Raw genomic sequence first — 25,499 nt, forward strand, 5'->3', positions numbered from 1 at the left:
GAATGAATTTAGAACCCGTAATAGGACTTGAAGTACACGTTGAACTGAAAACTGAATCAAAAATGTTTTCTCCATCCCCGGCTCACTTTGGCGCAGAACCGAATACGAACACAAACGTCATCGACTGGGGACACCCTGGTGTGCTTCCTGTCGTTAACAAACAGGCGATCGAGTATGGTATGAAAGCCGCACTCGCTTTGAACTGTAAAATCGCGACACATACAAAATTTGACCGCAAGAACTATTTCTATCCGGACAATCCTAAGGCCTATCAGATTTCTCAATTTGACCAGCCGATCGGATATGACGGATGGATCGAAATCGAGGTAAACGGCGAAAAGAAAAAAATCCGTATTGAACGGGTACACCTTGAAGAGGATGCTGGTAAAAACATGCACGGTGAAGACGGCTCATCTTATGTCGATCTGAACCGTCAGGGGACACCACTGATCGAAATCGTTTCTGAAGCAGACATGCGCTCGCCTGAAGAAGCGTATGCCTATCTGGAGACGCTGAAACAGCTGATTCAATTTACTGAAGTATCTGATGTGAAGATGCAGGAAGGGTCAATGCGCTGTGATGCGAATATCTCCTTGCGTCCTTTCGGTCAGGAAGAATTTGGAACAAAGGCTGAACTGAAGAACCTTAACTCCTTTACCTATGTCAGAAAAGGACTGGACTTTGAAATCAGCCGTCAGGAAAAAGTGCTGAATGCCGGTGGTGCACTGGATCAGGAAACCAGACGTTACGATGAATCAACAGGGGGAACGATCCTGATGCGTACGAAAGAAGGATCAAGTGACTACCGTTACTTCCCTGAACCGGACATTCCTAATCTGGTCATCAGTGATGAATGGATCGATTCAGTCAGAGCCTCTCTGCCGGAAATGCCTAAAGAAAGACAGGCACGCTATGTCAAAGAGTTCAATCTGCCTGAATACGATGCGGTTGTCCTGACGGCGACAGTTGAAATGTCCAACTTCTTCCAGGGAACGGTCGATAATGGTGCCGATCCTAAGCAGGCTTCGAACTGGCTGATGGGTGAAGTATCGGCTTACCTGAACAGTGAACAGGTCGAACTCCTGGATACAGCTCTTACGCCTGAATCATTGGCAGAAATGATCAACCTGATCGCTGACGGTACGATATCGTCTAAAATTGCCAAGAAAGTCTTCAAAGAGCTTGTCACAAACGGTAGCACAGATGTAAAAGCTCTAGTAGAAGAAAAGGGCTGGGTTCAGTTGAGTGATCCATCCAAACTTCTGCCGATCATCACCGACACACTTGATAAAAATGAACAGTCCATCGAAGACTATAAGAACGGAAAAGACCGTGCATTAGGCTTCCTGGTTGGACAAGTCATGAAACAGACAAGAGGTCAGGCCAACCCTGGAATGGTCAACAAATTATTGAAACAAGAGCTGGACAAAAGATAGACAGAGTAAAGGAGGGGATGTACATGAGACGGCGAGCCAGGATCATTTATAATCCCACATCCGGGAGAGAAACATTAAAACGAGCAATTCCGGACATTTTGAATGTTTATGAAAAATGCGGGTATGAAACGAGCGCCTTCTGTACCACCCCGACTCCTCTAAGTGCTCAAAATGAAGCGGACAGATGTACTAAAGACGGTTTCGATCTCATTATTGCTGCTGGCGGAGACGGGACAATCAATGAAGTCATCAATGGGATTGCTCCTCATGAATCACGCCCGAAACTTGCGATCATTCCTGCAGGGACGACGAATGACTTCGCTAGAGCACTCAACATTCCGCGTAACGACTTCGTCAGAGCAGCTGAGCTGATTAACACCCATCAGTTCGTAAAAATGGATATCGGTAAAGTCATAACCGCCTCACAGGAACGCTACTTTATGAATATAGGTGCGGCAGGATCACTGACCGAAGTGACTTATGATGTGCCGGCAAACATGAAGTCCGTTTTCGGTTCCCTTGCCTACTTTGTAAAAGGAGCTGAACTGCTTCCTCAAATAGGCAAGGTACCGGTGAGTATTTCTTATGATGATGGAATCTATGAAGGAACAGCTTCAATGCTGTTCGTCGCCTTGACCAATTCAGTAGGTGGATTTGAGAAAATTGCTCCTGACAAGAAACTTGGCGATGGCAAGTTTACGCTGATCATTGTTAAAACGACGAACATTGCCGAAATTCTCAGACTACTTACCCTAGTCATTAATGACGGCAGACACGTCAATCACCCGAAAATCATCTATACAAAGACATCTACAGTAAAAGCTGAGGCATTGGTCGACAAGCCGCTGATGATCAATATCGATGGCGAGTACGGTGGTGATGCACCGGCAGAATTTGTCATGTATCAGCAGCATCTTGAACTGGTAGCAGACCTTTCGGGGATGAGTCTGTCAGTAAACAGCCGAGATACTGTGACTATTGAAAAAGAAAGTGAATTTCTTGAAGGTGTCTCTCAACTGGAAGAAGAATAAACGCATAAAGCGCACAGATAATTTTCTGTGCGCTTTCGTTGTGTGACATGTATACTGAAGATAAGTAATGAATCATAAGGAGACGAGTAATGGTTAAAGATAAAAGACAGACAGCAGCGCCTGTCAGGAAAAACGAGACGTTGGAAGCAGAAATCATCGATCTGACACATGAAGGAATGGGTGTAGCTAAGATAGAATACTATCCGATATTCATCGAAGGCGCTCTAGTTGGAGAAACCGTTGAATTCAAAGTGATCAAAACGAAAAAGACATTCGGATTTGGTAAGCTGCTGAAAGTGATTGAAAAAAGTCCGGACCGCGTAGAGATTGAAGATAAAATCTATGCACAGACCGGCACGATGCCTTTGCAGCACCTGTCGTACCCGGCACAGCTTAACTTCAAGAAAGAACAGGTCGAAAAAGTCCTGAGCAAAATCGGAAATCTTGGTGATATCGCTGTCGAAGAAGTCATCGGAATGGACGAACCCTTTGGATACCGAAACAAAGCACAGGTACCCGTGAGAAAAATAGAAGGTCGTCTGACTACAGGATTTTTCCGCAAGAACAGCCATGACGTCATTCCTATCGAAGACTTTAAAATACAGGATCCAAAAATTGATCAGGCTATTCTGACCGTGCGTGACATCATGCGCAAGTTCCATGTCAAACCGTACAATGAAAAAGCGCACACCGGCTGGCTTCGTCATATCATCGTCAGAAGAGGATACTTTAGCGGTGAGCTCATGATCGTACTGGTCACCAATACACATGACTTCCATAGAGAAGAAGAAATCGTCTCTGCCCTGACTAATGCTCTGCCAGAAATGGTCAGCCTGATCCAGAATATCAATACGGAAAAGACCAACGTCATACTCGGCTCGGAGTCTCGAGTGTTATTTGGTCAGGACAGCTACAAAGATGACCTACTGGGGTTTACCTTCACGATCTCCCACCAGTCCTTCTATCAGGTCAATCCAGTCCAGACAGAAAAACTGTACCAGACTGCCGTAGACTTTGCCGGACTTACAGGTAGTGAAACAGTGATCGATGCCTACTGTGGAATCGGGACACTCACCTTAGCTTTGTCCAGACAAGCTAAACATGTATACGGCATGGAAATAGTAGAACCCGCTATCGATAATGCCAAACTGAACGCCGAAACGAACGGTGTATCCAACGTCTCATTCGAAGTCGGACCGGCTGAAAGCATCATCACAGAATGGGCCAAGGCAGATAAGCGCGCAGACGTCATCGTCGTCGATCCGCCTAGAAAAGGCCTGGCACCTGAATTCATCGATGCCGTGCTGACCATGAAACCGGAAAAAATGGTCTACGTCAGCTGCAACCCAGGGACACTGGCCAGAGATCTGAAGATCCTATCTGAGGGTGGCTACACAGTCGAAAAAGTCCAGCCCGTGGATATGTTTCCTCAGACTTATCACGTTGAGAGCGTATGTCTGCTAACCCGTATATCTAGTATGTAAAATTAGTTCAGACCACATATGTTGTGGTTCAACATTGCTGCGGTCTCGACCCCGCCCGAGACGGTGATACTGATGTGGGAGAACTGTTGACTTATAAACCTCTGAAAGTGGCTTAAAATCAGGCTTTCAGGGGAGGATAGGTTTTGCTAAATTGTTTTAATACATTTATCACGTGGAGACCATCTGTCTGCTTGAACGGAAATAGATGTATTACCCCCTGAGAATGGCGTATTTACGGTGTTTTCAGGGGTTTCTTTATTTTATGATGGTGGGTAAAGTGATAGACTTTGGGTGTGTTTTAAGGGATAAAGGAAAAAGGGCTGAACTGCGCTCACCCATGCAAATGTAGTTTTGCTTTAAGGGTTCAACCGTATAGCAAAACTATGATGTGTTTTGATACCGCATATTGTCTCAAACACCTGATTCGTGAGGGGTATAACCCATTTGATGATCAATGCTTGTTTATAGTTGATAACCTTGCAATAATGTAAGGTTTTCTTTCTATTTCGTTTAGTAATGTGTTATACTATTTTTAACTATATTTTACATCCTTGGAGGTGTGCGATTCATGGTGATTAGCTATGATAATCTGTGGAAACTATTGATCGACAAGAAGATGAACAAAACTGACTTAAAGGATCAAGCCGGCATTACCTATAATATTATCGCCCGCCTCGGCAAAGGGGAATCGGTAAGCATGGAGAGTATGTACAAAATCTGTAAATGCCTCCAGTGTAATATCGGTGACATTATGGAGTTTAAATTCGATTGACATCGTTTAAATAAAATGAAAGGGGCGAAAGTTCATGGGGAAAAGTCATTTGTCTGAAGAGGACATCAAATTAAGGTATATCACACCTGCTATTCAGAATGCGGGATGGGATAACAAGCAAATAAGGATGGAGTACGCTTTTACAGCAGGGCGTATTATTTTACGTGGAAACATTACGGCAAGAGGAAGAAAGAAAAGTGCTGATTATCTACTGTCGTACAAAAACAACTTCCCTCTAGCCATTGTGGAAGCAAAGGACAATACACAGCCTGTAGGTGCTGGACTTCAACAAGCCATTGATTATGCCAAGGCACTGGATGTTCCTTATGTCTATGCTTCAAATGGAGATGGCTTTGTGGAGCAGAACCTCATCACAGGTGAAGTTAAGGAACTGAAATTAGAAGAGTTCCCATCACCAGAAGCACTGTACCAAAGATACAGAATGGATAAGGGGTTTGACGAGGCTGAAGAAAAAGTTATGCTAGAGCCTTATTACTACATACCTAATTATAAAACCCCTCGCTATTATCAGCGTGTAGCGATTAATAGAGCAGTAGATGCTGTTGCCAAAGGACAAAACCGTGTCCTGGTGGTTAGCGCCACAGGCACCGGTAAAACCTATATGACCTTCCAGATGATCTATCGTTTGTGGAAGTCTGGCCTGAAGAAGAAGATTCTCTTCTTGGCAGATCGGAATGTGCTGATTGACCAGACCATGACCGGAGACTTTAAACCCTTTAGTGGAAAGATGACCAAGGTGCAGAATAGAAATCTGGATAGTTCCTATGAGATTTATCTGGCACTTTATCAGCAGCTAGTTGGTGATGATGGTGAAGAAGCCTATCGCCAGTTTCAGCCAAATTTCTTTGACCTTATTGTCATTGATGAGTGCCACCGTGGTAGTGCTAAAGAAGAATCAGCCTGGCGAAAAGTGTTGGACTACTTTACTGAAGCCACACATATTGGCTGTACAGCTACTCCAATTGAAACAAAGGAAGCCTCTAGCTTCACTTATTTTGGAGAGCCGATATATGAGTATTCCTTAAAGCAGGGGATCGATGATGGTTTCCTTGCGCCTTATAAAGTGATTCGTATTGGTCTAGATAAAGACCTTGAGGGCTATCGCCCAGAAGCGGGCAAAGTGGATAAATACGGCTATGAAATTGAGGATCGAGAATATAATGCCAAGGACTACGACAGAAACCTGGTTATTGATGATAGAACAAGAGTGGTAGCATCCAAAATCACAGAGTTCTTAAAAAAGACCGATCGGTTCAGCAAGACTATTGTCTTCTGTGTGGACATTGAACATGCTGAGCGAATGCGTCAAGCTCTGATCAATGAAAATAAAGATTTATATGCCGAGAATGATCGCTACATCATGCGTATTACTGGTGACAATGACATTGGGAAAGCACAGCTTGAAAATTTCATTGATGAAGAAAGTACCTATCCGGTTATTGCAGTGACCAGTAAACTCATGACCACAGGTGTGGATGCCAAGATGTGTAAACTCATTGTGTTGGAGAACAACATCAACAGCATGACCGAGTTCAAACAGATTATTGGTCGAGGAACACGCCTTCTTGAAGATTACGGCAAGACCTACTTTACCATTATGGACTTTAGAAATGCCAGTAGACTTTTTGCCGATCCGGATTTCGATGGTAAACCGGAAGTGGTTATTGACCTTTGTGGAGATGATCCAGTGGATGAACCAGATACACCTACAGATGAAGGTGAAGAAGGTACTGGAGAAGATGCCGGGAATGACGGTGTTAAAGAAGATGGTGGTGAGTATGGAACAGGTGACACTCCGCCTTTCGATGAGGAAGGTGAAGATAAGCCCAGAAAGTATTATGTCGGTGATGTGACCGTTCGAGTTCTCTCAGAAAGAGTTCAGTATGTGGATAAAGACGGAAAGCTCATTACTGAGAGCCTTATTGACTACACCAAGAAGAATATTCTTCAGCAGTATTCAAGGCTTGATGAGTTCCTCCGCACCTGGACAGAAGCCGAGAAGAAACAAGCCATCATTGATGAATTGCAGGATGATGGGGTGCTACTTGAAGCAGTTCGTGAAGAACTGGGTAAAACGGAGCTGGATGACTTTGACCTCATCTGCCATATAGCCTATGACAAAGCACCGCTGACCAAGAAGGAGCGGGCAGAGAATGTAAAGAAAAGACATTATCTATATAAATACTCAGATGTAGCCAAAGAGGTTATTGAAGCCCTACTTGATAAGTATGCAAATGATGGCATCAAGGAAATAGAAGATACAAAAGTGCTTCAGCTAAAGGAATTTGCTAAGATCGGAAGCCCCATGAAAATAGTGAAAGCATTTGGTGGCAAGGAAGCTTATCTAAAGGCAGTGCAGGAACTAGAAAACGAGATTTATTATGCATAAATATAGAGAAGGCAGGTAGATAAAATGGCGATTAGTAACTTTGTGAAACGAATCCAGGATGTGATGCGAAATGACTCGGGTGTTAATGGTGATGCTCAGAGAATCGAACAAATCGTGTGGATTCTGTTCCTAAAAATATATGATGCGAAAGAAGAAACATGGGAACTGTTAAATGATAACTACACTTCTATCATTCCAGAAGGACTTAAATGGAGAGATTGGGCAGTAGACAGAAAAGATGGAGAAGCACTCACAGGGGATGGACTTCTTGACTTTGTCAACAACACACTGTTCCCAACTCTTAAGAATTTGGAAATTGACGAAACCACACCAATGAGTCAAGTCATTGTTCGTTATGCCTTTGAAGATGCCAACAACTATCAGAAAGATGGTGTGCTTCTCAGACAAGTGGTGAATATCATTGACGAGATTGACTTTACAGAATACAAGGAGCGCCATGAATTTGGTGCTATCTATGAGTCCTTCCTAAAAGACCTTCAAAGTGCTGGTAATGCTGGGGAATTCTATACACCAAGAGCAGTAACAGACTTTATGGTTAAAGTAGTGAAACCTGTCCTGGGTGATAAAATTGGAGACTTTGCCTGTGGAACCGGTGGCTTCTTGACCTCTGCCCTCAATGAACTGGATAAGCAGGTGGGCAACTCACTGGAAAACAGAGAAATCTACAATAAATCTGTTTACGGTATTGAGAAGAAGGCACTTCCTCATATGCTTTGTGTGACCAATATGCTCATCCATGATATCGATGATCCAAATATCCTTCATGGTAATGCACTAGAGATGGATTATAAAGATATGAGGAAGATGGAGCCTTTCGATGTGATCTTGATGAATCCCCCATACGGCGGAAGTGAGAAAGACAGTGTGAAATCCAACTTCCCAACAGAGCTTAGAAGTTCTGAAACAGCAGACCTATTTATGAATGTGATTATGTACAGACTTAAGAAAAATGGTAGATGTGCTGTAATCATTCCAGATGGCTTCCTTTTTGGAACGGATAATGGGAAATTCAATATCAAGAAAAAATTGTTCGGTGAGTTTAATCTTCACACAGTAGTAAGAATGCCACACAGCGTATTTGCACCTTACACACCCATCAGAACCAATATCCTGTTCTTTGATAATACAGAACCGACGAAGGAAACCTGGTTCTATCGTGTGGATATGCCAGAGGGCTACAAGAACTTCTCCAAAACCAGACCCATGAAACTGGAACATTTTAATGACGCTTTAAGCTGGTGGGAGAGCCGAGAAGAAATCGAAGTAGATGGATTTCCAAAAGCTAAGAGATATACAATAGATGAAATATTAGAAAGAAGCTACAACATTGATCTGTGTGGATTCCCTCATGAGGAAGAAGTGATTCTTGAGCCAATGGACTTGATTCAAGAATACCAGGAGAAGCGGGCATCCCTAAATGCAGAAATTGATCACGTGTTAGAACAGATTACTTCTATGCTTGGAGGTAATTAAATGAATGCACAGGACTTGAAAAATAGTATTCTTCAACTTGCCATACAAGGGAAACTTGTAGAACAGCGGGAAGAAGAAGGTACTGCAGAAGAATTATTAAAGAAGATTGAAGCTGAGAAGAAACAGCTGATAAAAGAAGGTAAAATAAAAAAACAGAAGTCACTACCGGAAATCAAAGCTGATGAGATTCCGTTTGATATCCCTGAGAATTGGGAATGGGTACGATTAATAGATATAGGAATAACCCAAACTGGAAACACTCCATCTAAAACAAAAATTGAATATTTTGGTAATTTCATCCCGTTTATTTGTCCTGGTGATATTCTAAATGGTGGAATCAATTATGATAATCAAGGACTTTCCGAGCAAGGGAAAGAAGTAGGAAGAGTCAGTGAAAGAAATTCAATACTTCAAGTTTGTATAGGTGGTTCTATCGGCAAGTGCGCAATAAATTCTGTCGATGTATCTTATAATCAACAAATTAATGCGATTACGCCTTTGATTTGCAATCATTTGTATGTTTATTATCTTATGGATTCTAGATTTTTTCTTGTAAGCATGACCCACAAAGCTACAGGTACAGCGACTCCGATAATTAACAAATCTTCATGGGAGAGTATTATTATCCCACTCCCCCCACTAGAAGAACAAAAGCGCATCGTAGCAAAGATCGAAGAACTGATGCCTTATGTAGATAAATACGATGTAGCCTATTCTGAAGTGGAGGAGCTGAATAAAAAGTTCCCGGAAGATATGCAAAAGTCTATTTTGCAATATGCCATCCAAGGCAAGCTGGTAGAGCAGCGAGAAGAAGATGGAACGGCAGAAGAACTTTATAAGCAGATTCAAGAAGAGAAGAAGAAACTGATTAAGGAAGGAAAGATCAAAAAGACCAAGGCTCTTCCAGAGATTACAGAAGATGAGATTCCCTTTGATATTCCGGAGAATTGGAAGTGGGTTAGGATTGTAGAGATGTCCTTTTTTCAAGAAGGTCCAGGAATTATGGCAAAGGATTTTAGAAATTCTGGTATCCCCTTAATTAGAATTGCTGGTATGCAAGAAGATAATCTTAGTCTGGATGGATGCAACTATTTAGACCCTGATATGGTAGATAAAAAATGGAGTCACTTTAAGTTAGATTTGGGAGACATTGTAATTAGTACAAGTGCTTCAATGGATAAAATATGTGAAGTAACGGAGGATACAGTAGGAGCAATACCATATACCGGTCAAATAAGATTTAAGATGTATGGTAATATTAGCAAAGAATATTTTAAATACTTTATTATGTCTAATGCTTATATAAAACAGATAAATGAACAAAAGTCTGGTGGAACTATAAAGCATTATGGACCCACACATTTAAAAAGAATGATTATTCCTCTCCCTCCACTTGCAGAACAGAGAAGAATCGTAGAGAAAATAGAAGAATTGTTACCATACACAAAACAACTGGTAAAGAAGGTAGACTAAATCCCCCAGGGGTGGTCTAATCTCTACAGCTTCTCAAAATGGTGACCGCGCCAGGGTCTTGCGTGAAAAATCGCATAATTCCATAGGGGGGGGATACCCCCAATAGCATCAAATAAGTGCCACATAGCCTTGTAAGCCTTGATATTAAAGAGTTTACGGGTTGTGTGGCTATTTTTGTTTCGTTTCATAGTATACGATTTTGCTGAATTTTGGGCGTTTAAAACGTTGATTTTAGCCCATTTTTCAGCCCTAAAATGTACGATTTGTCTTGCTATCATGGGCGAGTTGAGTGATATATGTAGTAACAAAACTACAGGAGGTGCTTTAAATGAAGGCATTATTTGGTCGAAAGTTTTATAACATTGAGGAGCTGCGAGAAGCAACAGCAGCTGCAAATAAAAAAGGTGTTGTAGGTTCAGACTATACCGTTATTCGGGAAGTGGTACTCACTGATGAACAGTTCAAGAAATTCACCAGTGACTTTTTGGCAGATCAGCCATGGATTGAAAAAGGCGATGGCGGTCACAACAAAAAGGGCGAAATTCGGTGCATCAGAGTCATCAATCTTGAAACGGGAGAAAAGATATTGACGAATCCGGAAGGCTTTGAATATCCCCGGTACACATCAATAGAAGAATGACTTGGCGGGTCTTAGGACTCGTTGTTTTCATACAGAAATGACTTGCTATTGTGTGACTTTAGAGTGATATATAGTGTAACCAAATAAGGAAAGGATGATGAACATGGAATTTAAAATCACATACGAAATCAAAGGGCAACGCAGAAAGGAACTGGTGCAGGCAATCAGCGACTATCTCAACACCATCCCCAAATACCTCAGCGTCCCCACCTGTGCCTATGAGATTGGCGAACTGACCGTTGACCGGGAAGGGGCTGTGATCATCAAGGACACCATGACACCAGCTGAGGTGGACAACATGGTACGTGACCTAGAAGCACAAGGATTTCTACCGACAAACTACAGGGAGAATGCTTTTGATGGCATTGAGGTATCCATACCAAGAGAGATGTTTACCGGCAAGGCAATCGAGAACCTCCACAAGATTGTCCTCGCCAAAGGCGAACTCATCGCCAAGTCTATTGGCTCTATGGATTTAAGGATTATCGAAAATGAGGTGAAGGTGCGGTTCCCATGGTTTCCAAAAACAGAAGATGCCGAGGAAATCAAACACTACACTCAGTTTACCGAAGCCTTATGCAAGATGGCAATCGACCGCAACAGGGTAGCCTCCACACCGAAGAAAAGCGAAAATGAAAAATACGATTTCAGGTGTTTCCTTTTAAGACTTGGCTTCATTGGAGATGAGTACAAAGCCATTAGAAAATTTCTGCTTAAAAACCTAACCGGCAATGCTGCTTTCAAGCATGGCAAACCAAAAAACTGAACAAAGGAAAGAGGAAGGTAACCAACTTTCAGCTATCTTCCTCTCTTAATACCCTGTTTGAATCTGCGTTTTTATCCGTGAAGCCCTCTGCCCGTTGTCCGGGATAAAGGCTGTGGAGATTGCTATCCCCCCTACGCCAGCTGTAAAACCTTTACTGCTTCTGGCACAATGCCAAGTATAGAAAAACGGGGAAATACCTACAGAATTATGGTTTCTCTTGGCTACAACATGGAAGGTAAACAGATCAGAAAGACAACTACCTTTAAGCCACCGAGAAATGTCAGTGAGAACAAGGCAGAGAAGCTGGCTACATCCTTTGCTTACGAATTTGAGAAGAAGTGCATGGGCATGACCAACTTTGATGAGAATATGCGGTTCTCAGAACTGGTGGAGTGGTACTTTGAACAGATCGCACCACATAAGCTGAAAGAGAGAACCTTACTCACCAACATCTTTCTCATGAACAATTATGTACTTCCCTATATCGGACATTTGAAACTGAAAGACATCACCACAGCAAGGATCGATGAGATGCTGAATCATCTGCACAAAAGAGGAAAGACCAGCAAGTACTATATAATGAAAGACCCTAGTCTTTTAGAAGATGGAACGAGAAGACCTGCATCTAGAAAAGCTGGTGTTGAATTAAACACTATTAAGAGAGCTGCAAGAGGGGAACACATTAGAAAGTCAACTGCTGAAAAAATAGCCAGCGCCTTTGGAAAAAAGCTAAACGACCTATTTGTAGAAGAAGTGAGAGCGGAATCGGAGCAGGGAATCGAATCCACATCCATTGCTAGAATCAGAACTGCTACCTCAGCCATTTTCAACACAGCTTTAAAGAAGGATATCATCTGGAAGAACCCAGTGGTTCATGCCACATCCCCAAGGGGCAAACAGAAAGAACGAGACTTCCTGGATGCCGATCAGTGCAAAGCGCTTCTAGGCTATTTGGATGAACTTCAAAATCCCAATGCCAGAGTGGGATTAGCCACGCTGATTTACACCGGAATGCGATCGGGAGAGTTGTGTGGGCTTCACTGGAAGGATGTCGACTTGGAGAAAGGAACAATCTTTGTCCGCTATACCCTTTACCGGGCAGATGGTCAGTATAAGCTCTCTACTCCGAAAACCAAATCCAGTTTAAGAGTCATAGCCATTCCTGCAGAATTGAAAGCCATCTTGAAAGACCATAAAGAATGGCAGGAGAAACACAGTGAAGAATTGGGATCAAAATGGATAGACCGAGGTGCAGTGGTCACAGGTATGGAGGGTGAGTACATGAGTGGCGGGTATTTGAACATCACCCTGAAAAAGCTACTGAAGAAACTACTGAAGAAACATGACCTGCCGAACATTCACGTTCACGACCTTCGTCATGCTAATGCATCCCTACTGATAAACGCAGGAGTGCCGGTGAAGTTCATCTCAGAACATCTTGGACATTCCAACACCAAGACCACCGAAGATATTTATGCTCAGGTTTATAATTCCACAGCAGAGAAGGTGGCAAGTGCCATCAGCGATGCCTTGGATGGGGTGATATAAAAAGTGTTTTTATCAGAATTGTTAGACAAAACATGGTATAATATTAGCAAAAGATTTGAACGGAAATGCAAGCAGTGCACAACTTGGTATGTAAATTAAAGAAAGGAGAAATTTAATGGATCGCAAAGAGAAAAAAGAAAAGAAGAATCTAATTAGTAAACACTTGGATACTAGCAACAGTCGTTTAAAAGATGAAGAAGTAGATTTCCTTCATGATTTCGTAAATAACTATGATGACGAATATAAGGGTAAGTCAAAAACGAAAAAAAGTAGTTATGATGGATGGAGTTCAGACGGGAAATATACTCGTTGGGAAGAAGAAACATCTACTTTTACTGAAGATATCGGAATACGTGAGGAATATAAATATCATGATGATGATGGTCAAAGTGGAGGGAATACTAAAGAAATTAAAGATGCCAGAGGTATTATTAACTGGTTTAGAAAACAAAAATAAAAGTGTACCGAAATCGGGTACACTGGGCATTTCAGAATGTGTTGTAAGGAGACTAAAAGCCTTGCAGCACATTTATTTTTTAGAAGTGTGCATATGGCGAGAATCTTGGTGTTTACTTGGTGTTTTAAGCAGCAATAAACCCCAAAACGAAAATGAACAATACACAATCTCATTTCAACAAAGCCAGACAATAAGCGGTTTATAGCACTTTACTAAACGATACGAAATGCCTTTTGACGGTTTGAGAAGGAGGCGATAAACACACTCGATGCCAAAGGAGAGGTGCTACTTACCATTCTCTCATCCCTTACCCAAGATGAAAGCAGGTCCATCAGCGAGAACTCCACCTGGGGGATTAGAAGACGCTTTGAAAACGGACAGTTCAAGATGAGCACAAACTCTTTCTGGGCTACGACACCGATGAGAAAGGCAAGCTGGTCATCAATCGAGAGCAGGCCAAAATTGTAGAGAGGATTTACGATGAATACCTATCAGGCAAGACTGTAGACCACATCAAGCGAATACTTGAAAAAGAAGAGGTGAAGAACTGGAATGGAACGACCAAGTGGCATGCAAAGACGATTCAAAGCATGCTTCAGAATGAAAAGTACAAGGGCGATGCCATTTTGCAAAAGAGCTACACTGTTGATTTTTTGACTAAAAAGCGAGCAAAGAATGAAGGCCACATTCAGCAGTATCACATCGAAGAAAACCATGAAGCCATTATTGACCCGCTGATTTGGGAAGCGGTCCAGCTGGAATACGATAGAAGGAGCAACTACATCGAGGAACATGGGACCAATTCTTACTCACACAATCCAGAAAGAAATTTCTTTGCAGGAAAGGTAGTCTGCGGTACCTGCAATCAGGCTTTCACGAAAAAAGGCTGGAAGTCAAAGAACAGCTACAGAAAGGTATGGCAATGCCAGGAACGTTATAAGGTCAAAGGGGTACAGGGCTGCACCAATAGGCATATTGATGAAGTGATTTTGATTGACGCCTTCATCCTTTCCTGGAATGCACTTCTTGATAACCGAGAAGAACTTAAAAAGAAGTGGGAAACCACCTTAGAGTTTGGAAACCCACTGGAACAGTATAGGGCTGTCCAGTTTGCAGATATGACAGAAGATGCAAAACACATCAAAGAAATCGATACGGACTTTATCTTAAGAACCTTGGACCACATCAAAGTTTATGAAACGGGGAAGATCATCATCCACTTCATGGATGGAACTGAGATGGAGTGTAATGGCGAATAGTTAGAAACACATTCAACTGATTAAAGCGATTATTAAAAATGTTACTCATTGTATGTTGACTTATTGTATTCTCTTGAGATAAGCTATTTGGAAAGTAGGTGAATTGTATGGATATTATAAAAGTATTTGCTCACAATGTAAAAAAATATAGGACGTTGATCGGCTTATCTCAAGAGGCCTTTGCTGAAAAGGCAGGACTGCATAGGACTTATATCAGTGCAATTGAAAGAGAAAAAAGAAGTATAGCTTTAGAAAATGTCCAAAGAATTGCAGATGCACTAGGTGTGGAAACATATTTATTATTTATAGATGAAAAATAAGATTCGCAGTGATGTAATGTTAGGGGATGAGTCGATGAATAGATCACATTATTTTAGTTATGTTGAAGAGAAACTTCAGTTGTTGGGGCTTAGAATATCTCAACGGGGAAGAATAAATATTTTAGATTTAAACATTTATTCCGAAACTTTTTTTGCTGAGCTACTTAATATTTTGCTTAACCTTAACTTAGTAAATTTAAATGTGTTTAAACAGAATGTAGAAGGTATAGATTTAATAGATACACAAAACAGTACACTTGCTCAGGTTTCATCAACTTGCACAAAACAAAAAATTGAGAGTTCATTATGCAAAGAGATATTTAAAGAATACTCAGGATACAAATTTAAGTTTATATCAATCTCAAAAGATGCAACGAAACTAAGAGGGTATACCTACAAAAATCCACATGAAGTATCGTTTTTACCTTCTGAGGATATTATAGATATTGGCACTATTTTAAACATTGTTTTGAATATGCCCATCAATAAACAAAAGGATTTATATGAGTTCATAAAAGAAGAACTGGGTTCCGAAATTGATATTCTAAAAGTGGACACGAATTTAGCTACTATCATCAATGTATTAGCATCAGAGAACTTAAGTGAAAATGTAGATTCTCCAGAAATCAACTCTTTTGAAATCGATAGAAAAATAGATTTTAATGACCTCACGAGTGTCAAGGATACTATGGATGATTATAAAATTTTCTATCATAAATTAGATGAAAAGTATGCTGAGTTTGATAGGGAGGGATCCAATAAAAGTTTATCTATTTTCCAAATAATTAGGAAGCAGTACCAACAACTTGTAGAAGAGCTAGAAACTTCACATGAAGTTTTTTATAGCATAATTGATAAAGTGATTGATATTATACTTAAAAGCAAAAACTATATCGAAATTCCATATGAAGAGCTCGAAATGTGTGTGAATATATTGGTGGTGGATGCATTTATTAGATGTAAAATTTTTAAGAATCCGGAGGGCTATAGATATGTTATTACCTGATAATATTCATCCAGAACTTTCTATTTATTATAACGGCTCTGTAGTACTGATGGAGCTAAAAGATAACTCAAAACAAAAAATACTTGATTTGTATCAAAGAGTAAGAAACAGGAATGAAATGTCATACCCGGTGTTCATACTGAGTTTGGATTGGCTATATCTCATTGATGCAGCTAAAATTGATGAGAATGGATGTGTTGAACTATGTTCATAAAAAAGCTGATAATAACAAAAAGTGATAAAATCATTCGAGAGATGGATTTTCACTATGGACTTAATTTAATTGTAGATGAAACACCGGATACGTTTGAACAAACAACAGGAAACAATGTTGGAAAAACCACTGTCTTAAAACTTATTGATTTTTGCTTAGGGGCTAAACCATCAATTATTTATACTGATACTGAGAATAAGAAGGCAGTATACGATTTGGTAAAAGATTATTTAATTAACAATGAAATTTCAATCACATTAATTCTTTCTGAGAGTTTGGAAGAAGAAAATGCACGTGAAATAATTGTTGAAAGGAATTTTTTATCAAGGAAGAAAGCTGTAAGGAAAATCAACGGTAAAGAAGTCTTAGATAAAGATTTTGAAGGTGAATTACAAAGACTAATTTTCCCAAATCATAAGGCGGATAAACCAACATTCAGACAGATTATTTCTCACAATATAAGATACAACGATGAGAATATTAATAATACATTAAAAACGCTGAATAGATATACTTCAGACGTAGAATATGAGTCTTTGTATTTATTCTTATTAGGATGTACTTTTGAAGATGGGGCCAAAAAACAATCTGTATTAACTAAGATTAAGCAAGAGGAAACATACAGAGACAGGCTTGAAAAAAAACAAACAAAAACGGCCTACGAGATGGCGCTTTCAATGATTGAAGATGATATTCAATTATTGAAAGAAAAGAAATCCAACTTAAACCTTAATGAAAACTACGAAAATGATTTAGAACAACTAAATCAGATTAAATATCGGTTGAATAAATCTAGTTCCTTGATAAGTAAGATGAATATCCGTAAAAATCTAATTGAAGAAGCTAAGAAAGAGATGGAACATAATGCGTCAGCAATTGATTTGAAACAGCTTAAGACGCTATATACTGAGGCAGCAAAAAATGTTTCCGGAATCCAGAAAACCTTTGAAGATTTAGTAGCATATCACAATAATATGCTTGTTGAAAAAACAAAATTTATAACTGCCCAATTACCAACACTTGAAGAAAAAATTAAAGTTGAAGAAAGAGTTATTGCTGATTTATTAAAAGAAGAAAAAGTGTTATCTGAAAAGATTGCTAAAGGAGACTCTTTTGAGGAACTTGAGAAAATAATTTCAGCTTTAAATGATAAATATCGTATTAAAGGGGAATATGAAAGCATAATTACTCAATTAGAAGAAGTCGAAAGCAATATTGAAGATCTAAACAAAGAGATAAAAGCAATCGACGATTTTTTGTTTTCAAACGACTTCGAAGAAGTGCTGAAAGTTCAAATTAAGAAATTCAACAAGTATTTTTCAGCAATTTCTTCTGAGCTCTATGGTGAAAAGTATGCGCTTACGTATGATAAAGTTATAAATAAAAATAATCAACTGGTTTACAAGTTTAGCTCGTTCAATGCAAATATGAGTTCAGGTAAAAAGCAAGGTGAAATTTTATGCTTTGATCTGGCATATATTTTATTTGCAGATGAAGAAAAAATTCCGGCATTACATTTTTTGCTAAATGATAAGAAAGAATTAATGCATGATAATCAGCTTAACAAGGTAGCTGATTTTGTTAGCAAAAAAAATATCCAACTAGTAGTTTCAATTCTTAAAGATAAATTACCTGAAGGGCTAGTTAATAGAGGGAATATAGTAGTTGAGCTTTCTCAAGAGAGCAAATTGTTCAAAATAGAAGAAGATATGTAATTCAAAGGTGGCTGTTATAGATAGTCACCTTGTCTTTATTATGAGTCATTGCTCAAAGTCTACACGGCTAAGAATATAGATCGTTTACCAATAAAATTCTTGGATGACTTTAGATGATGCAGCCTCGTTAATTATTGATAACCATAAAAGAATCCATAATTTACACCAATCAGCTGATAGTCGATTTTCAAAATAAAACTTTATATTTTAAATCTTATCTTGACTTCTCAAAATTTATATTGCATTACTGAATACCAATCAAAGGATTGGAGGTAATGCAAATGACCAATGAACAAAAAGAAAAAATCATCGAACTCATGAAGTTAGGCATAGGCTATCGTAGCATAGCCACTGCCATGGATCTAAGTAGAGATTGTGTGAGGAATTTTTGTAAGAGTCGAGGGTTGGATGGCTTTGGGCAGGATTATAGCAAACCCAAGCCTGAGAAGGTAATCAGAGAACATTGTAAAAACTGTGGGAAACGAATTAATCAGAAGAAGCTGAAAGGTCGTCCCAAAACCTACTGCTCTACAGAATGTAAAAGAGAATGGGAACATAAGAATCCAATTATCTACCAGCATATATGCTATTACTGTGGAATCGAGTTTGAGAACAAATCAAAGAGTGGCAATTACTGTTGCCGCAGATGCTACATTCGAGATAGGTTCTGTCGAGATGAAGATATTGAAGATGTGATCAGGCACCTTAAAGAGAGAAGGCCACTTCAAAATGTACCAATATGGATTAAGGACTTGATGGCCGGTAAAGAAGCTCAAGAACCAGATGAAGATTCGAAAGAATATTACTAAATCTAACACCCACATTGGGACTTTCAGAAGTAAATTTGGGGGGGTAGGAAATAAGTATTTACCCCTGTTACAGTATGATTTGCTATTTTATATAAGACTAATGTGATGCCGCACGTCGAGTGCGTAGCGTTGATGTCTAGGGAATAAACACATTAGCAATTAAAGCATTGATATAGCAAGGTTTATAGGGTTTCGACTATGTTTGTTTTGTATGAATAAACAGGTGAAACCCTTTCTGTTATTGGAGTGAGAAGTGCTGAAAATTAGGGTTGAGTTGACAGATTAGATTTTGGGTAGGGGAGTTGACAGGATAGATAACTGGGGGAAATCATGTTATATTTAGACTAATTAACATTGCCGAAAATACATTAAATGTGATTAGTCTAAGTATGATATTTTCAATACGATTTCTGGAGGATAAGAAAATGCCTGAAAATAGAAGGGTACATTTCATTCCACCAAAACCTGTTCAACGTGAGAAACGGGTGGGGATATATTGTCGGGTAAGTTCAAACTGCATGGAACAATTAAATAGTTTAACAAACCAAGTATCTGCACTTACCAGGTTAACAGCCGTCACTCCGAATTGGTTGCTTGTTGATACATATATAGATATTGCATCAGGGAAGACAGGTTCAAAACGTAAAGAGTTTATGCGCATGTTAGAAGATTGTCAGGCAAAGAACATAGAGATCATTATCACTAAAAACATTAGTCGCTTTGGTCGTGATACAGTTGAAGTGCTAGAATCACTTCATAAATTGAGAGAACATGGGGTTCGTGTAATATTTGAACAATAAGGACTCGATACAGCTGATACGGATAGTGAATTGATGATTTCTATTATAGAATCAATTGCACAAGCAGAAAATGAATCTCGCAGTGAAAATATTAAATGGGGCTATAGACGTCATGCAGCACAAGGGACATCAAAATTATATAACCGAAAATGTTATGGCTATGAAAATGATGCAGATGGAGAGTTAATCATTAAAAAAGATGAATGAAAAATTATGTGAAAGTTGGATGCTTTTATGAAGCGTTTTATTAAATATTCCCCTTTGGCCTTGGCCAAGTTGATGTGTCTGTGTGAAAACGCTCGATTCTAATCAACATATTGAGAGGGGAAACTTATGGAAACAATTATATCTTCTATATTGGTTTTTATATCTACGTCGATGGATTATTTGGTTGTGTTAACAATACTGTTTACAACCATTAATGTAGGGAAACATCAATCTATTTATATTGGACAATATATCGGGACGGGATTATTAGTTGGCTTTAGTCTTATTGCAGCTTATTTCTTGAACTTTATTCCACAAGATTGGGCCGTCGGCTTACTCGGACTAGTTCCTTTAATTCTGGCGATTCGAGCTATTTTCATCGATGAAGACGTGGATGAAGAGGACGTGGAAGAAAAAATGTCGGATAGTCAATCGGAAATCGCTAGTGTGGTTGCTCTAACCATTGCGCTTGGTGGTGATAATCTTGGAATTTATATTCCATACTTCACTGGAATGACCTTCCAAGAAATTTTTATTGTAATCCTAGTTTTTATCATTGGGATTTTTATTTTGTGTTATTTATCTAAGCAATTGGCTGCGGCCCCCTTAATAGGTGAAGTAGTTGAACGCTACGAGAAAGTCATCGTACCAGTGGTCTTCATTGGGTTGGGTCTTTATATTATGTTGGAGAATGGAACGATTCAACATATTTGGTCACTAATTGGATAACAGTTTAACCACCCTCATAGTTAGTGAGGTAGAACTCTACTTGAAGATGATAGCCAGATAGCCTACTTATCTCATATTTCGTAGAAATATTGATACAACAGCGTTTTGGAGGATAAGAAATAGCCTAAAGTTTGCATGTCGAGGTGGTAGTATTGATGTCTAGGGTGGATGAATAAGAACTGATGAAGTGTGGATAGAATAAGGTTTATAGGGTTTCACCTACGTTTATTTTAAGTGAATAAACAGGTGGAATCCTTTTTGTTATTGGTGTTGTAAGAGCTAGAAAATGTGGTTGAGTTGACAGATTAGATTTTGGGTAGGGGAGTTGACAAGCTAGATGAAAGGAATAAAATGTGCTATATTTAGACACTAGTGTTGCATAAAACTTAGAATAAATAATTTTCATACATTGTTACTTTCATCATAAGTAGTTTTCGTTAAAATTCCAAAAAAGTCAATTGCCATTCTTCCATTATTAATAATCTTGCTGATTCTCCAGAAACTAGTTTTTAAATTGAAAAAAAAAGAGTTTCGTAAATTACTCACAGGGTTTCTCTATTCCTTTATCGGATTATTTATCTTTTTAGTAGGGGTCAATGCTGGATTCATGGATGTGGGTACTGCTATTGGGCATGATTTAGCATTACTTGATAACAAAGTTTATATACTGATAATCGGGTTTGTTTTAGGTGTGGCTACTATTTTAGCTGAACCGGCTGTTCATGTCCTGACTCAACAAATTGAAGATGTTACGAGTGGTTATGTCAAACGGCCTGCTATATTAGTTTCTTTGTCAGCTGGTGTAGGAGGAGCCGTTTTACTGTCGGTCATTCGCATATTAGTCCCTTCTGTACAATTGTGGCATTACTTATTACCAGGTTATTTAATAAGCTTAGGACTAATGTTTTTTGCACCAAAACTCTTTGTGGGAATCGCATTTGATGCCGGTGGAGTGGCAACAGGTCCAATGACTGCAACATTTATCCTGGCATTTATTCAAGGAGCAGCGGGTGCATTTGAAGGTGCTGATGTCATTATTGACGGATTCGGAATGATTGCCATGGTAGCGATGATGCCCATAATTACTTTACAGATGCTAGGTTGGATTTTTTCAATTAGATCAAAGAGAAAAGGGGATGTAGAAACAGATGAATAGTCTAGAAGATGTGAAAGTCTATGATTTAATTTACGTCATAGTGAATCAGGGCATAGGTACAAAGGTTCTACGTCAAGCTAAGAAATATGGTGTTTCCGGTGGAACGATTATTTTAGGGAAAGGCACAATCATTAATCCTTTTTTAAACTTTTTATCCTTGTATGATGAAAAAAAAGAAGTAGTCTTAATGGTTGCCAATCGTGAAGTTGCAGAAAATACTTTAGATAAATTAAACAAACAATTTAAATTCGATAAACCCCATCATGGTATTGCGTTTACTACGAGTACAGTTGAAGTTATAGGCTCTCGGTCAAGTATCTTCAAGGAAGACAAAAGCCAAGTGGTTGATCAGCCGCTCTATCAAATTATTGTGACGATTGTCGATAGAGGAAAGGCAGACGATGTTGTAGAGGCTGCAAAGAGTGCAGGCTCAAGAGGAGGTACCATCATTAATGCAAGAGGTTCTGGTGTGAATGAAACAACTAAAGTTTTTGATATGGAAATAGACCCTGAAAAAGAGATGGTAATCATTTTAGCTAAAAATGATGCCACAGAATCTATCATGTCATCCATCAGAGAAAAGCTTGAAATAAATAAACCGGGTAATGGGATTATATACACCCAAGATGCGATGAATGTATACGGTGTTTACTAGTTGATTTCCATGGTAATAAGGAAGCTATTTATACTGTGCGAGTGTTCTGATATAGTTATCAATTTAGGAGGTAATAGCAATATGAATTCTAAAAATCACTCAAATAAATTTATATCTGTGGTTATGGTAAGTTAGGAAAAAGCATTGCCGCTGAATTAAAAATCCATGATCAGGAATATGTTTTTGTTGAAAAACACGAAAAGAAATGCAAGCAATCAAAAAGTCTGAATGAACCTCATGTTTGTGGTAATGCTAAAAATGTTGACACGTTGATGAGAGCCGGTATAAAAAAATCTCAAGGGAGTGTTATTACCTTTTCAGATAATAGTGAAGTACTTTATACCGTTTTTTCGGTAAAAGAATTAGATTCTTCCTTAGATATTGTATGTGGGGCATCAGGAAAAGAAGCATATAGAAACTTAAAGAAAGCTGGAGTAAAAAAAGTTCTAATGATGGACAGATTAATCTCGGACCGGATATTAGCACATTTAGAGAATCCATCTCTATCTCATTCTTTGAATCTGCTTACTAAAAACGACCAGGAACAACTACTTGTTGAAGAGTTTATCATTGATGATCGGTCTGAATTTATTAATAAGGACTTTGAAAGTATACAGAAATTAGTGACCTCTAAGGCAATCATTCTAGGAATGCTTCGAGCTGGCACTGATGAATATATTTCTAATCCAAAAGCTGATACCAAAGTATGTAAAGGGGATACTTTATCTATCATGGGATATTTAAATGAACTTGAAGAAGTAAAAGAGTTATTAGCCAGTGAAAGATATGTTCTTAGAACAAGAAAAGAGTTTATACTGCAAAACATCTGGAGAATTTTTCTCACTGTAGAAGAGGTCATTACACACTAACAGTGTAATTAAACCTATATTGGGATGAACTGATAAAACTTAGCAAGTACTACTTCTGCTTTTATTAGATTGTAAGTACTATCATCTCAACGCATGTTGAAAGCGTAACAAGGCTTACTCGAGTAAAGCACATAGTATGATATTTAGTTATTATAAGACCCTCTAGGTGAAGTTTAAATGCCTAGAGGGTTCATTTGACTGTTGGATTAATGAAAAAGACCTAGGTAAGTATAAGTTTGTTAAAAAACTTTTTCATCTAATGTCGGCAACCATTTCCTAATGCTCTATTCACACCATCGCCCGCACGTACTCCTGTTTCCATATAGATTAAGTCCTTGCTACCAAATCATTTTTTATGTCGAAACACTCGGTTTTTTTATGCTATTCTGATGTCGTTAATGAACTAGTATTTATATTGATGAAAGTTGGAAAAAAATGGTTCAATTAAGAAAGATTACCCACGATAATTTTGATGCAGTAATGGAGTTAAGCATGACAGATGAGCAGAAGGGAAATGTGGATTCCAGCATATATTGTTTGGCTAAAGCCTACGTAAAGATACTTAACGATGAAAAACCGCCTATGATTTTCGCTATATGCAACAATGATGAAGTCATAGGATATGTCGATATTGGATTTTACGAACTGTCCGAAGATTCATTTTTAAGTAAAAAATATGGAGATAAATATACTTATGGACTTAATCGCTTTATGATTGATAAAAAGCATCAAGGCAAAGTGTTTGGCAAACAAGCAATGATGAAAGTTATTGAATACATAGAGACGTTTCACAAGGACAAGCTGATGCAGTGGCTACATCCTATTGGCTGGTGAACGAAGCCGTCCGGAAGCTGTTTGCGTCTGTCGGTTTCGTTGAAACAGGAGCAATATGGGACGGACAAACAGGCGATAATTGGAATGTAGAAAGAAAAGATATAGAGTATGCAGAAGTAGGGGCCAGACTTGGATTATAAAGGCAAGTTTAATCAAACTGAAAGGACATATATATGCGATATTTAACAAAAGAATGGTATGAATTATCTCAGATGACAGATTTTCATTTGGATGTGAGAGTACATAAAGGGGCTGGCGTTTTTAAAGAAGGGCTCTATCAAAGACTTTATAAAAGAAAAGAGAAAGAATTTGTAGATATGCAGCAGGAAATATATGACACTGATCCTCGTTTTATGTTAGAAGAAGACGAAACTGCTATGGTCCCTCTAGATATGTTTATAAATGAAGAGATTATAAGTGAAGAGGATCAGCTGGTCAATTCTATGTCGCCCGAAGAAAAAGACCATATACAAAAACTTATAGAGGAATATGATAGTCGTCCGCCGTTTGATAAATATGATTGCAAAAAAACATTTGCAAACATTCATGAAACGCGTATAAGAGAGATAATGGATAAACTACCACATGAACTGTACCAGCAAATTGCTGATGTCCGAGTTTTCTCCCTAGGTTATTGCAGCAAAGCAGTCAAAAATCAGTTAAAAGCTTTAAGTTCAGATAACGAAAAAATGATGAATAACATTTTAAATGAGTATGATAAAGTACAGCAGCAAGAGAATATTCCTCAGATAATAGGGGAAAGATTCAGCTTTCATGATTGCGAAGTAACAGATTTAAAGGTTGAGAAAAAAGATCTTGTCATCCACTTGAATACAGACGGAGGCTTTACCAATTTTAATAAAGTGATTTTTAAAGAAGCTGAAATCATTAAACAGGAAGGTCAGATCAAAGAAAGTATATGGCTTTATGATGAGCTATATCGTTTAGATAATGGTTATGAAGTTCATGTGCTTTTGGCAGGAGAAGAAATGGCTGAGCTGATCATTCAGTGCATTGATATTATTGTCGAAGTAAAATGAGAAATCAAGTTAAAGAATCATGTATCAACGTCACTATCGGGCATATGTATTGAAGGAAATAATAGAAAAGAAGATTATCATAAGTTGTGGAACTAAATAAGTAGGACGCATCTAAAGAAATTGAAGTAATTTTTTTTGAAGAGAATGTACTGCAATCTATTTGTCTATTTACAAACATTTAACGATTCTTTATAACTAGTACACATAGATAATGACAGATAGAGACAAAAATGTCGTGATTCAAGTTACGATCATACAAAGGTATGGGGACCTAGATAGGTATTATTAACTGTATTGTAGTATAATGTACATATAAGGCAACCAAGGCACAAGTATAGAAAAAATGTTTATGGATAAAACAAAACACTGGAGGTA

26 protein-coding genes are annotated in these 25,499 nt (G+C 38.7%); all 26 read left to right on the forward strand.

Annotated elements, in window-relative coordinates; all coding sequences use genetic code 11:
* Positions 1–2 precede the first annotated feature (2 nt).
* The 26 genes from gatB to BMX79_RS01235 all read left to right on the forward strand — a co-directional run bounded on the left by gatB (position 3) and on the right by BMX79_RS01235 (position 25,124).
* Positions 3–1,436: an Asp-tRNA(Asn)/Glu-tRNA(Gln) amidotransferase subunit GatB gene (gene gatB / locus BMX79_RS01120; RefSeq protein WP_091478408.1), complete on the forward strand. Its 1,434-nt coding sequence runs from the start codon at positions 3–5 to the stop codon at positions 1,434–1,436.
* Between the two features lie 23 nt (positions 1,437–1,459).
* A complete protein-coding gene (locus BMX79_RS01125) occupies positions 1,460–2,467 on the forward strand; it encodes a diacylglycerol kinase (protein ID WP_091478409.1) in 1,008 nt (335 codons plus the stop codon).
* A gap of 89 nt (positions 2,468–2,556) precedes the next feature.
* On the forward strand, positions 2,557–3,951 hold the full coding sequence (gene rlmD / locus BMX79_RS01130) for a 23S rRNA (uracil(1939)-C(5))-methyltransferase RlmD (protein ID WP_091478411.1): 1,395 nt from the start codon (positions 2,557–2,559) through the stop codon (positions 3,949–3,951).
* Between the two features lie 568 nt (positions 3,952–4,519).
* A complete protein-coding gene (locus BMX79_RS01135) occupies positions 4,520–4,723 on the forward strand; it encodes a helix-turn-helix domain-containing protein (protein ID WP_091478413.1) in 204 nt (67 codons plus the stop codon).
* 34 nt (positions 4,724–4,757) lie between these two features.
* On the forward strand, positions 4,758–7,133 hold the full coding sequence (gene hsdR / locus BMX79_RS01140; RefSeq protein ID WP_091478415.1) for an EcoAI/FtnUII family type I restriction enzme subunit R: 2,376 nt from the start codon (positions 4,758–4,760) through the stop codon (positions 7,131–7,133).
* Positions 7,134–7,157: 24 nt separating this feature from the next.
* Positions 7,158–8,627, forward strand: coding sequence for a class I SAM-dependent DNA methyltransferase (locus BMX79_RS01145; protein ID WP_091478417.1), 1,470 nt, complete (start codon positions 7,158–7,160; stop codon positions 8,625–8,627).
* A complete protein-coding gene (locus BMX79_RS01150; RefSeq protein ID WP_091478418.1) occupies positions 8,628–10,100 on the forward strand; it encodes a restriction endonuclease subunit S in 1,473 nt (490 codons plus the stop codon).
* A gap of 328 nt (positions 10,101–10,428) precedes the next feature.
* Complete coding sequence (locus tag BMX79_RS01155; protein ID WP_091478420.1) at positions 10,429–10,740, forward strand: hypothetical protein; 312 nt, start codon at positions 10,429–10,431, stop codon at positions 10,738–10,740.
* 103 nt (positions 10,741–10,843) lie between these two features.
* The gene (locus tag BMX79_RS01160) at positions 10,844–11,506 is read left to right on the forward strand and encodes a hypothetical protein (protein ID WP_091478422.1); all 663 of its coding nucleotides are present in this window, start codon (positions 10,844–10,846) and stop codon (positions 11,504–11,506) included.
* A 207-nt stretch (positions 11,507–11,713) separates the two neighbouring features.
* Complete coding sequence (locus BMX79_RS01165; protein ID WP_177165382.1) at positions 11,714–13,054, forward strand: site-specific integrase; 1,341 nt, start codon at positions 11,714–11,716, stop codon at positions 13,052–13,054.
* Positions 13,055–13,169: 115 nt separating this feature from the next.
* Entirely contained in the window at positions 13,170–13,511 is a 342-nt protein-coding gene (locus BMX79_RS01170) for a hypothetical protein (RefSeq protein WP_091478425.1), read from the forward strand.
* A 461-nt stretch (positions 13,512–13,972) separates the two neighbouring features.
* Positions 13,973–14,770: a recombinase family protein gene (locus BMX79_RS01175; protein WP_256212633.1), complete on the forward strand. Its 798-nt coding sequence runs from the start codon at positions 13,973–13,975 to the stop codon at positions 14,768–14,770.
* Between the two features lie 107 nt (positions 14,771–14,877).
* A complete protein-coding gene (locus BMX79_RS01180; protein ID WP_091478427.1) occupies positions 14,878–15,090 on the forward strand; it encodes a helix-turn-helix domain-containing protein in 213 nt (70 codons plus the stop codon).
* Positions 15,091–15,124: 34 nt separating this feature from the next.
* Entirely contained in the window at positions 15,125–16,096 is a 972-nt protein-coding gene (locus BMX79_RS01185; protein ID WP_091478428.1) for an ABC-three component system protein, read from the forward strand.
* Positions 16,083–16,310, forward strand: coding sequence for an ABC-three component system middle component 6 (locus BMX79_RS01190; RefSeq protein ID WP_091478430.1), 228 nt, complete (start codon positions 16,083–16,085; stop codon positions 16,308–16,310). The genes BMX79_RS01185 and BMX79_RS01190 overlap by 14 nt, the downstream gene beginning before the upstream one ends.
* The gene (locus BMX79_RS01195) at positions 16,301–18,025 is read left to right on the forward strand and encodes a DUF2326 domain-containing protein (protein ID WP_091478432.1); all 1,725 of its coding nucleotides are present in this window, start codon (positions 16,301–16,303) and stop codon (positions 18,023–18,025) included. The genes BMX79_RS01190 and BMX79_RS01195 overlap by 10 nt, the downstream gene beginning before the upstream one ends.
* Before the next feature lie 281 nt (positions 18,026–18,306).
* The gene (locus BMX79_RS01200; protein WP_091478433.1) at positions 18,307–18,834 is read left to right on the forward strand and encodes a hypothetical protein; all 528 of its coding nucleotides are present in this window, start codon (positions 18,307–18,309) and stop codon (positions 18,832–18,834) included.
* A gap of 425 nt (positions 18,835–19,259) precedes the next feature.
* Positions 19,260–19,634, forward strand: a complete 375-nt coding sequence (locus BMX79_RS12635; RefSeq protein WP_246117602.1) for a recombinase family protein — start codon at positions 19,260–19,262, stop codon at positions 19,632–19,634.
* Between the two features lie 33 nt (positions 19,635–19,667).
* Positions 19,668–19,841 carry a hypothetical protein gene (locus BMX79_RS12640; protein WP_256212629.1) on the forward strand — a complete coding sequence of 58 codons (174 nt, stop codon included), beginning with the start codon at positions 19,668–19,670 and terminating at the stop codon, positions 19,839–19,841.
* Positions 19,842–19,967: 126 nt separating this feature from the next.
* Positions 19,968–20,570 carry a CadD family cadmium resistance transporter gene (locus tag BMX79_RS01210; protein WP_091478435.1) on the forward strand — a complete coding sequence of 201 codons (603 nt, stop codon included), beginning with the start codon at positions 19,968–19,970 and terminating at the stop codon, positions 20,568–20,570.
* Positions 20,571–21,054: 484 nt separating this feature from the next.
* Positions 21,055–21,726, forward strand: coding sequence for a DUF1538 domain-containing protein (locus BMX79_RS01215; RefSeq protein WP_256212630.1), 672 nt, complete (start codon positions 21,055–21,057; stop codon positions 21,724–21,726).
* Positions 21,719–22,381 (forward strand): P-II family nitrogen regulator, encoded by a 663-nt coding sequence (locus tag BMX79_RS01220; RefSeq protein WP_091478438.1) that lies wholly within the window; start codon positions 21,719–21,721, stop codon positions 22,379–22,381. Before BMX79_RS01215 ends, BMX79_RS01220 begins: the two co-directional genes overlap by 8 nt.
* A gap of 113 nt (positions 22,382–22,494) precedes the next feature.
* Positions 22,495–23,250 (forward strand): potassium channel family protein, encoded by a 756-nt coding sequence (locus BMX79_RS01225; RefSeq protein ID WP_256212634.1) that lies wholly within the window; start codon positions 22,495–22,497, stop codon positions 23,248–23,250.
* Positions 23,251–23,685: 435 nt separating this feature from the next.
* The gene (locus BMX79_RS01230) at positions 23,686–24,084 is read left to right on the forward strand and encodes a GNAT family N-acetyltransferase (protein ID WP_218025328.1); all 399 of its coding nucleotides are present in this window, start codon (positions 23,686–23,688) and stop codon (positions 24,082–24,084) included.
* Positions 24,060–24,224: a hypothetical protein gene (locus BMX79_RS12565; protein WP_218025327.1), complete on the forward strand. Its 165-nt coding sequence runs from the start codon at positions 24,060–24,062 to the stop codon at positions 24,222–24,224. The genes BMX79_RS01230 and BMX79_RS12565 overlap by 25 nt, the downstream gene beginning before the upstream one ends.
* A gap of 33 nt (positions 24,225–24,257) precedes the next feature.
* Entirely contained in the window at positions 24,258–25,124 is an 867-nt protein-coding gene (locus tag BMX79_RS01235) for a DUF4085 family protein (RefSeq protein ID WP_091478441.1), read from the forward strand.
* The last annotated feature ends 375 nt before the right edge of the window (positions 25,125–25,499 follow it).

This window comes from Alkalibacterium pelagium, assembly GCF_900109325.1.
In the GTDB taxonomy this organism is placed as follows: domain Bacteria; phylum Bacillota; class Bacilli; order Lactobacillales; family Carnobacteriaceae_A; genus Alkalibacterium; species Alkalibacterium pelagium.

Coding starts and splice junctions, on each gene's coding strand:
- gatB (WP_091478408.1), top strand. CDS start 3: ATGAATTTAGAACCCGTAATAGGACTTGAAGTACACGTTGAACTGAAA.
- BMX79_RS01125 (WP_091478409.1), top strand. CDS start 1,460: ATGAGACGGCGAGCCAGGATCATTTATAATCCCACATCCGGGAGAGAA.
- rlmD (WP_091478411.1), top strand. CDS start 2,557: ATGGTTAAAGATAAAAGACAGACAGCAGCGCCTGTCAGGAAAAACGAG.
- BMX79_RS01135 (WP_091478413.1), top strand. CDS start 4,520: ATGGTGATTAGCTATGATAATCTGTGGAAACTATTGATCGACAAGAAG.
- hsdR (WP_091478415.1), top strand. CDS start 4,758: ATGGGGAAAAGTCATTTGTCTGAAGAGGACATCAAATTAAGGTATATC.
- BMX79_RS01145 (WP_091478417.1), top strand. CDS start 7,158: ATGGCGATTAGTAACTTTGTGAAACGAATCCAGGATGTGATGCGAAAT.
- BMX79_RS01150 (WP_091478418.1), top strand. CDS start 8,628: ATGAATGCACAGGACTTGAAAAATAGTATTCTTCAACTTGCCATACAA.
- BMX79_RS01155 (WP_091478420.1), top strand. CDS start 10,429: ATGAAGGCATTATTTGGTCGAAAGTTTTATAACATTGAGGAGCTGCGA.
- BMX79_RS01160 (WP_091478422.1), top strand. CDS start 10,844: ATGGAATTTAAAATCACATACGAAATCAAAGGGCAACGCAGAAAGGAA.
- BMX79_RS01165 (WP_177165382.1), top strand. CDS start 11,714: ATGGTTTCTCTTGGCTACAACATGGAAGGTAAACAGATCAGAAAGACA.
- BMX79_RS01170 (WP_091478425.1), top strand. CDS start 13,170: ATGGATCGCAAAGAGAAAAAAGAAAAGAAGAATCTAATTAGTAAACAC.
- BMX79_RS01180 (WP_091478427.1), top strand. CDS start 14,878: ATGGATATTATAAAAGTATTTGCTCACAATGTAAAAAAATATAGGACG.
- BMX79_RS01185 (WP_091478428.1), top strand. CDS start 15,125: ATGAATAGATCACATTATTTTAGTTATGTTGAAGAGAAACTTCAGTTG.
- BMX79_RS01190 (WP_091478430.1), top strand. CDS start 16,083: ATGTTATTACCTGATAATATTCATCCAGAACTTTCTATTTATTATAAC.
- BMX79_RS01195 (WP_091478432.1), top strand. CDS start 16,301: ATGTTCATAAAAAAGCTGATAATAACAAAAAGTGATAAAATCATTCGA.
- BMX79_RS01200 (WP_091478433.1), top strand. CDS start 18,307: ATGACCAATGAACAAAAAGAAAAAATCATCGAACTCATGAAGTTAGGC.
- BMX79_RS12635 (WP_246117602.1), top strand. CDS start 19,260: ATGCCTGAAAATAGAAGGGTACATTTCATTCCACCAAAACCTGTTCAA.
- BMX79_RS12640 (WP_256212629.1), top strand. CDS start 19,668: ATGATTTCTATTATAGAATCAATTGCACAAGCAGAAAATGAATCTCGC.
- BMX79_RS01210 (WP_091478435.1), top strand. CDS start 19,968: ATGGAAACAATTATATCTTCTATATTGGTTTTTATATCTACGTCGATG.
- BMX79_RS01220 (WP_091478438.1), top strand. CDS start 21,719: ATGAATAGTCTAGAAGATGTGAAAGTCTATGATTTAATTTACGTCATA.
- BMX79_RS01230 (WP_218025328.1), top strand. CDS start 23,686: ATGGTTCAATTAAGAAAGATTACCCACGATAATTTTGATGCAGTAATG.
- BMX79_RS01235 (WP_091478441.1), top strand. CDS start 24,258: ATGCGATATTTAACAAAAGAATGGTATGAATTATCTCAGATGACAGAT.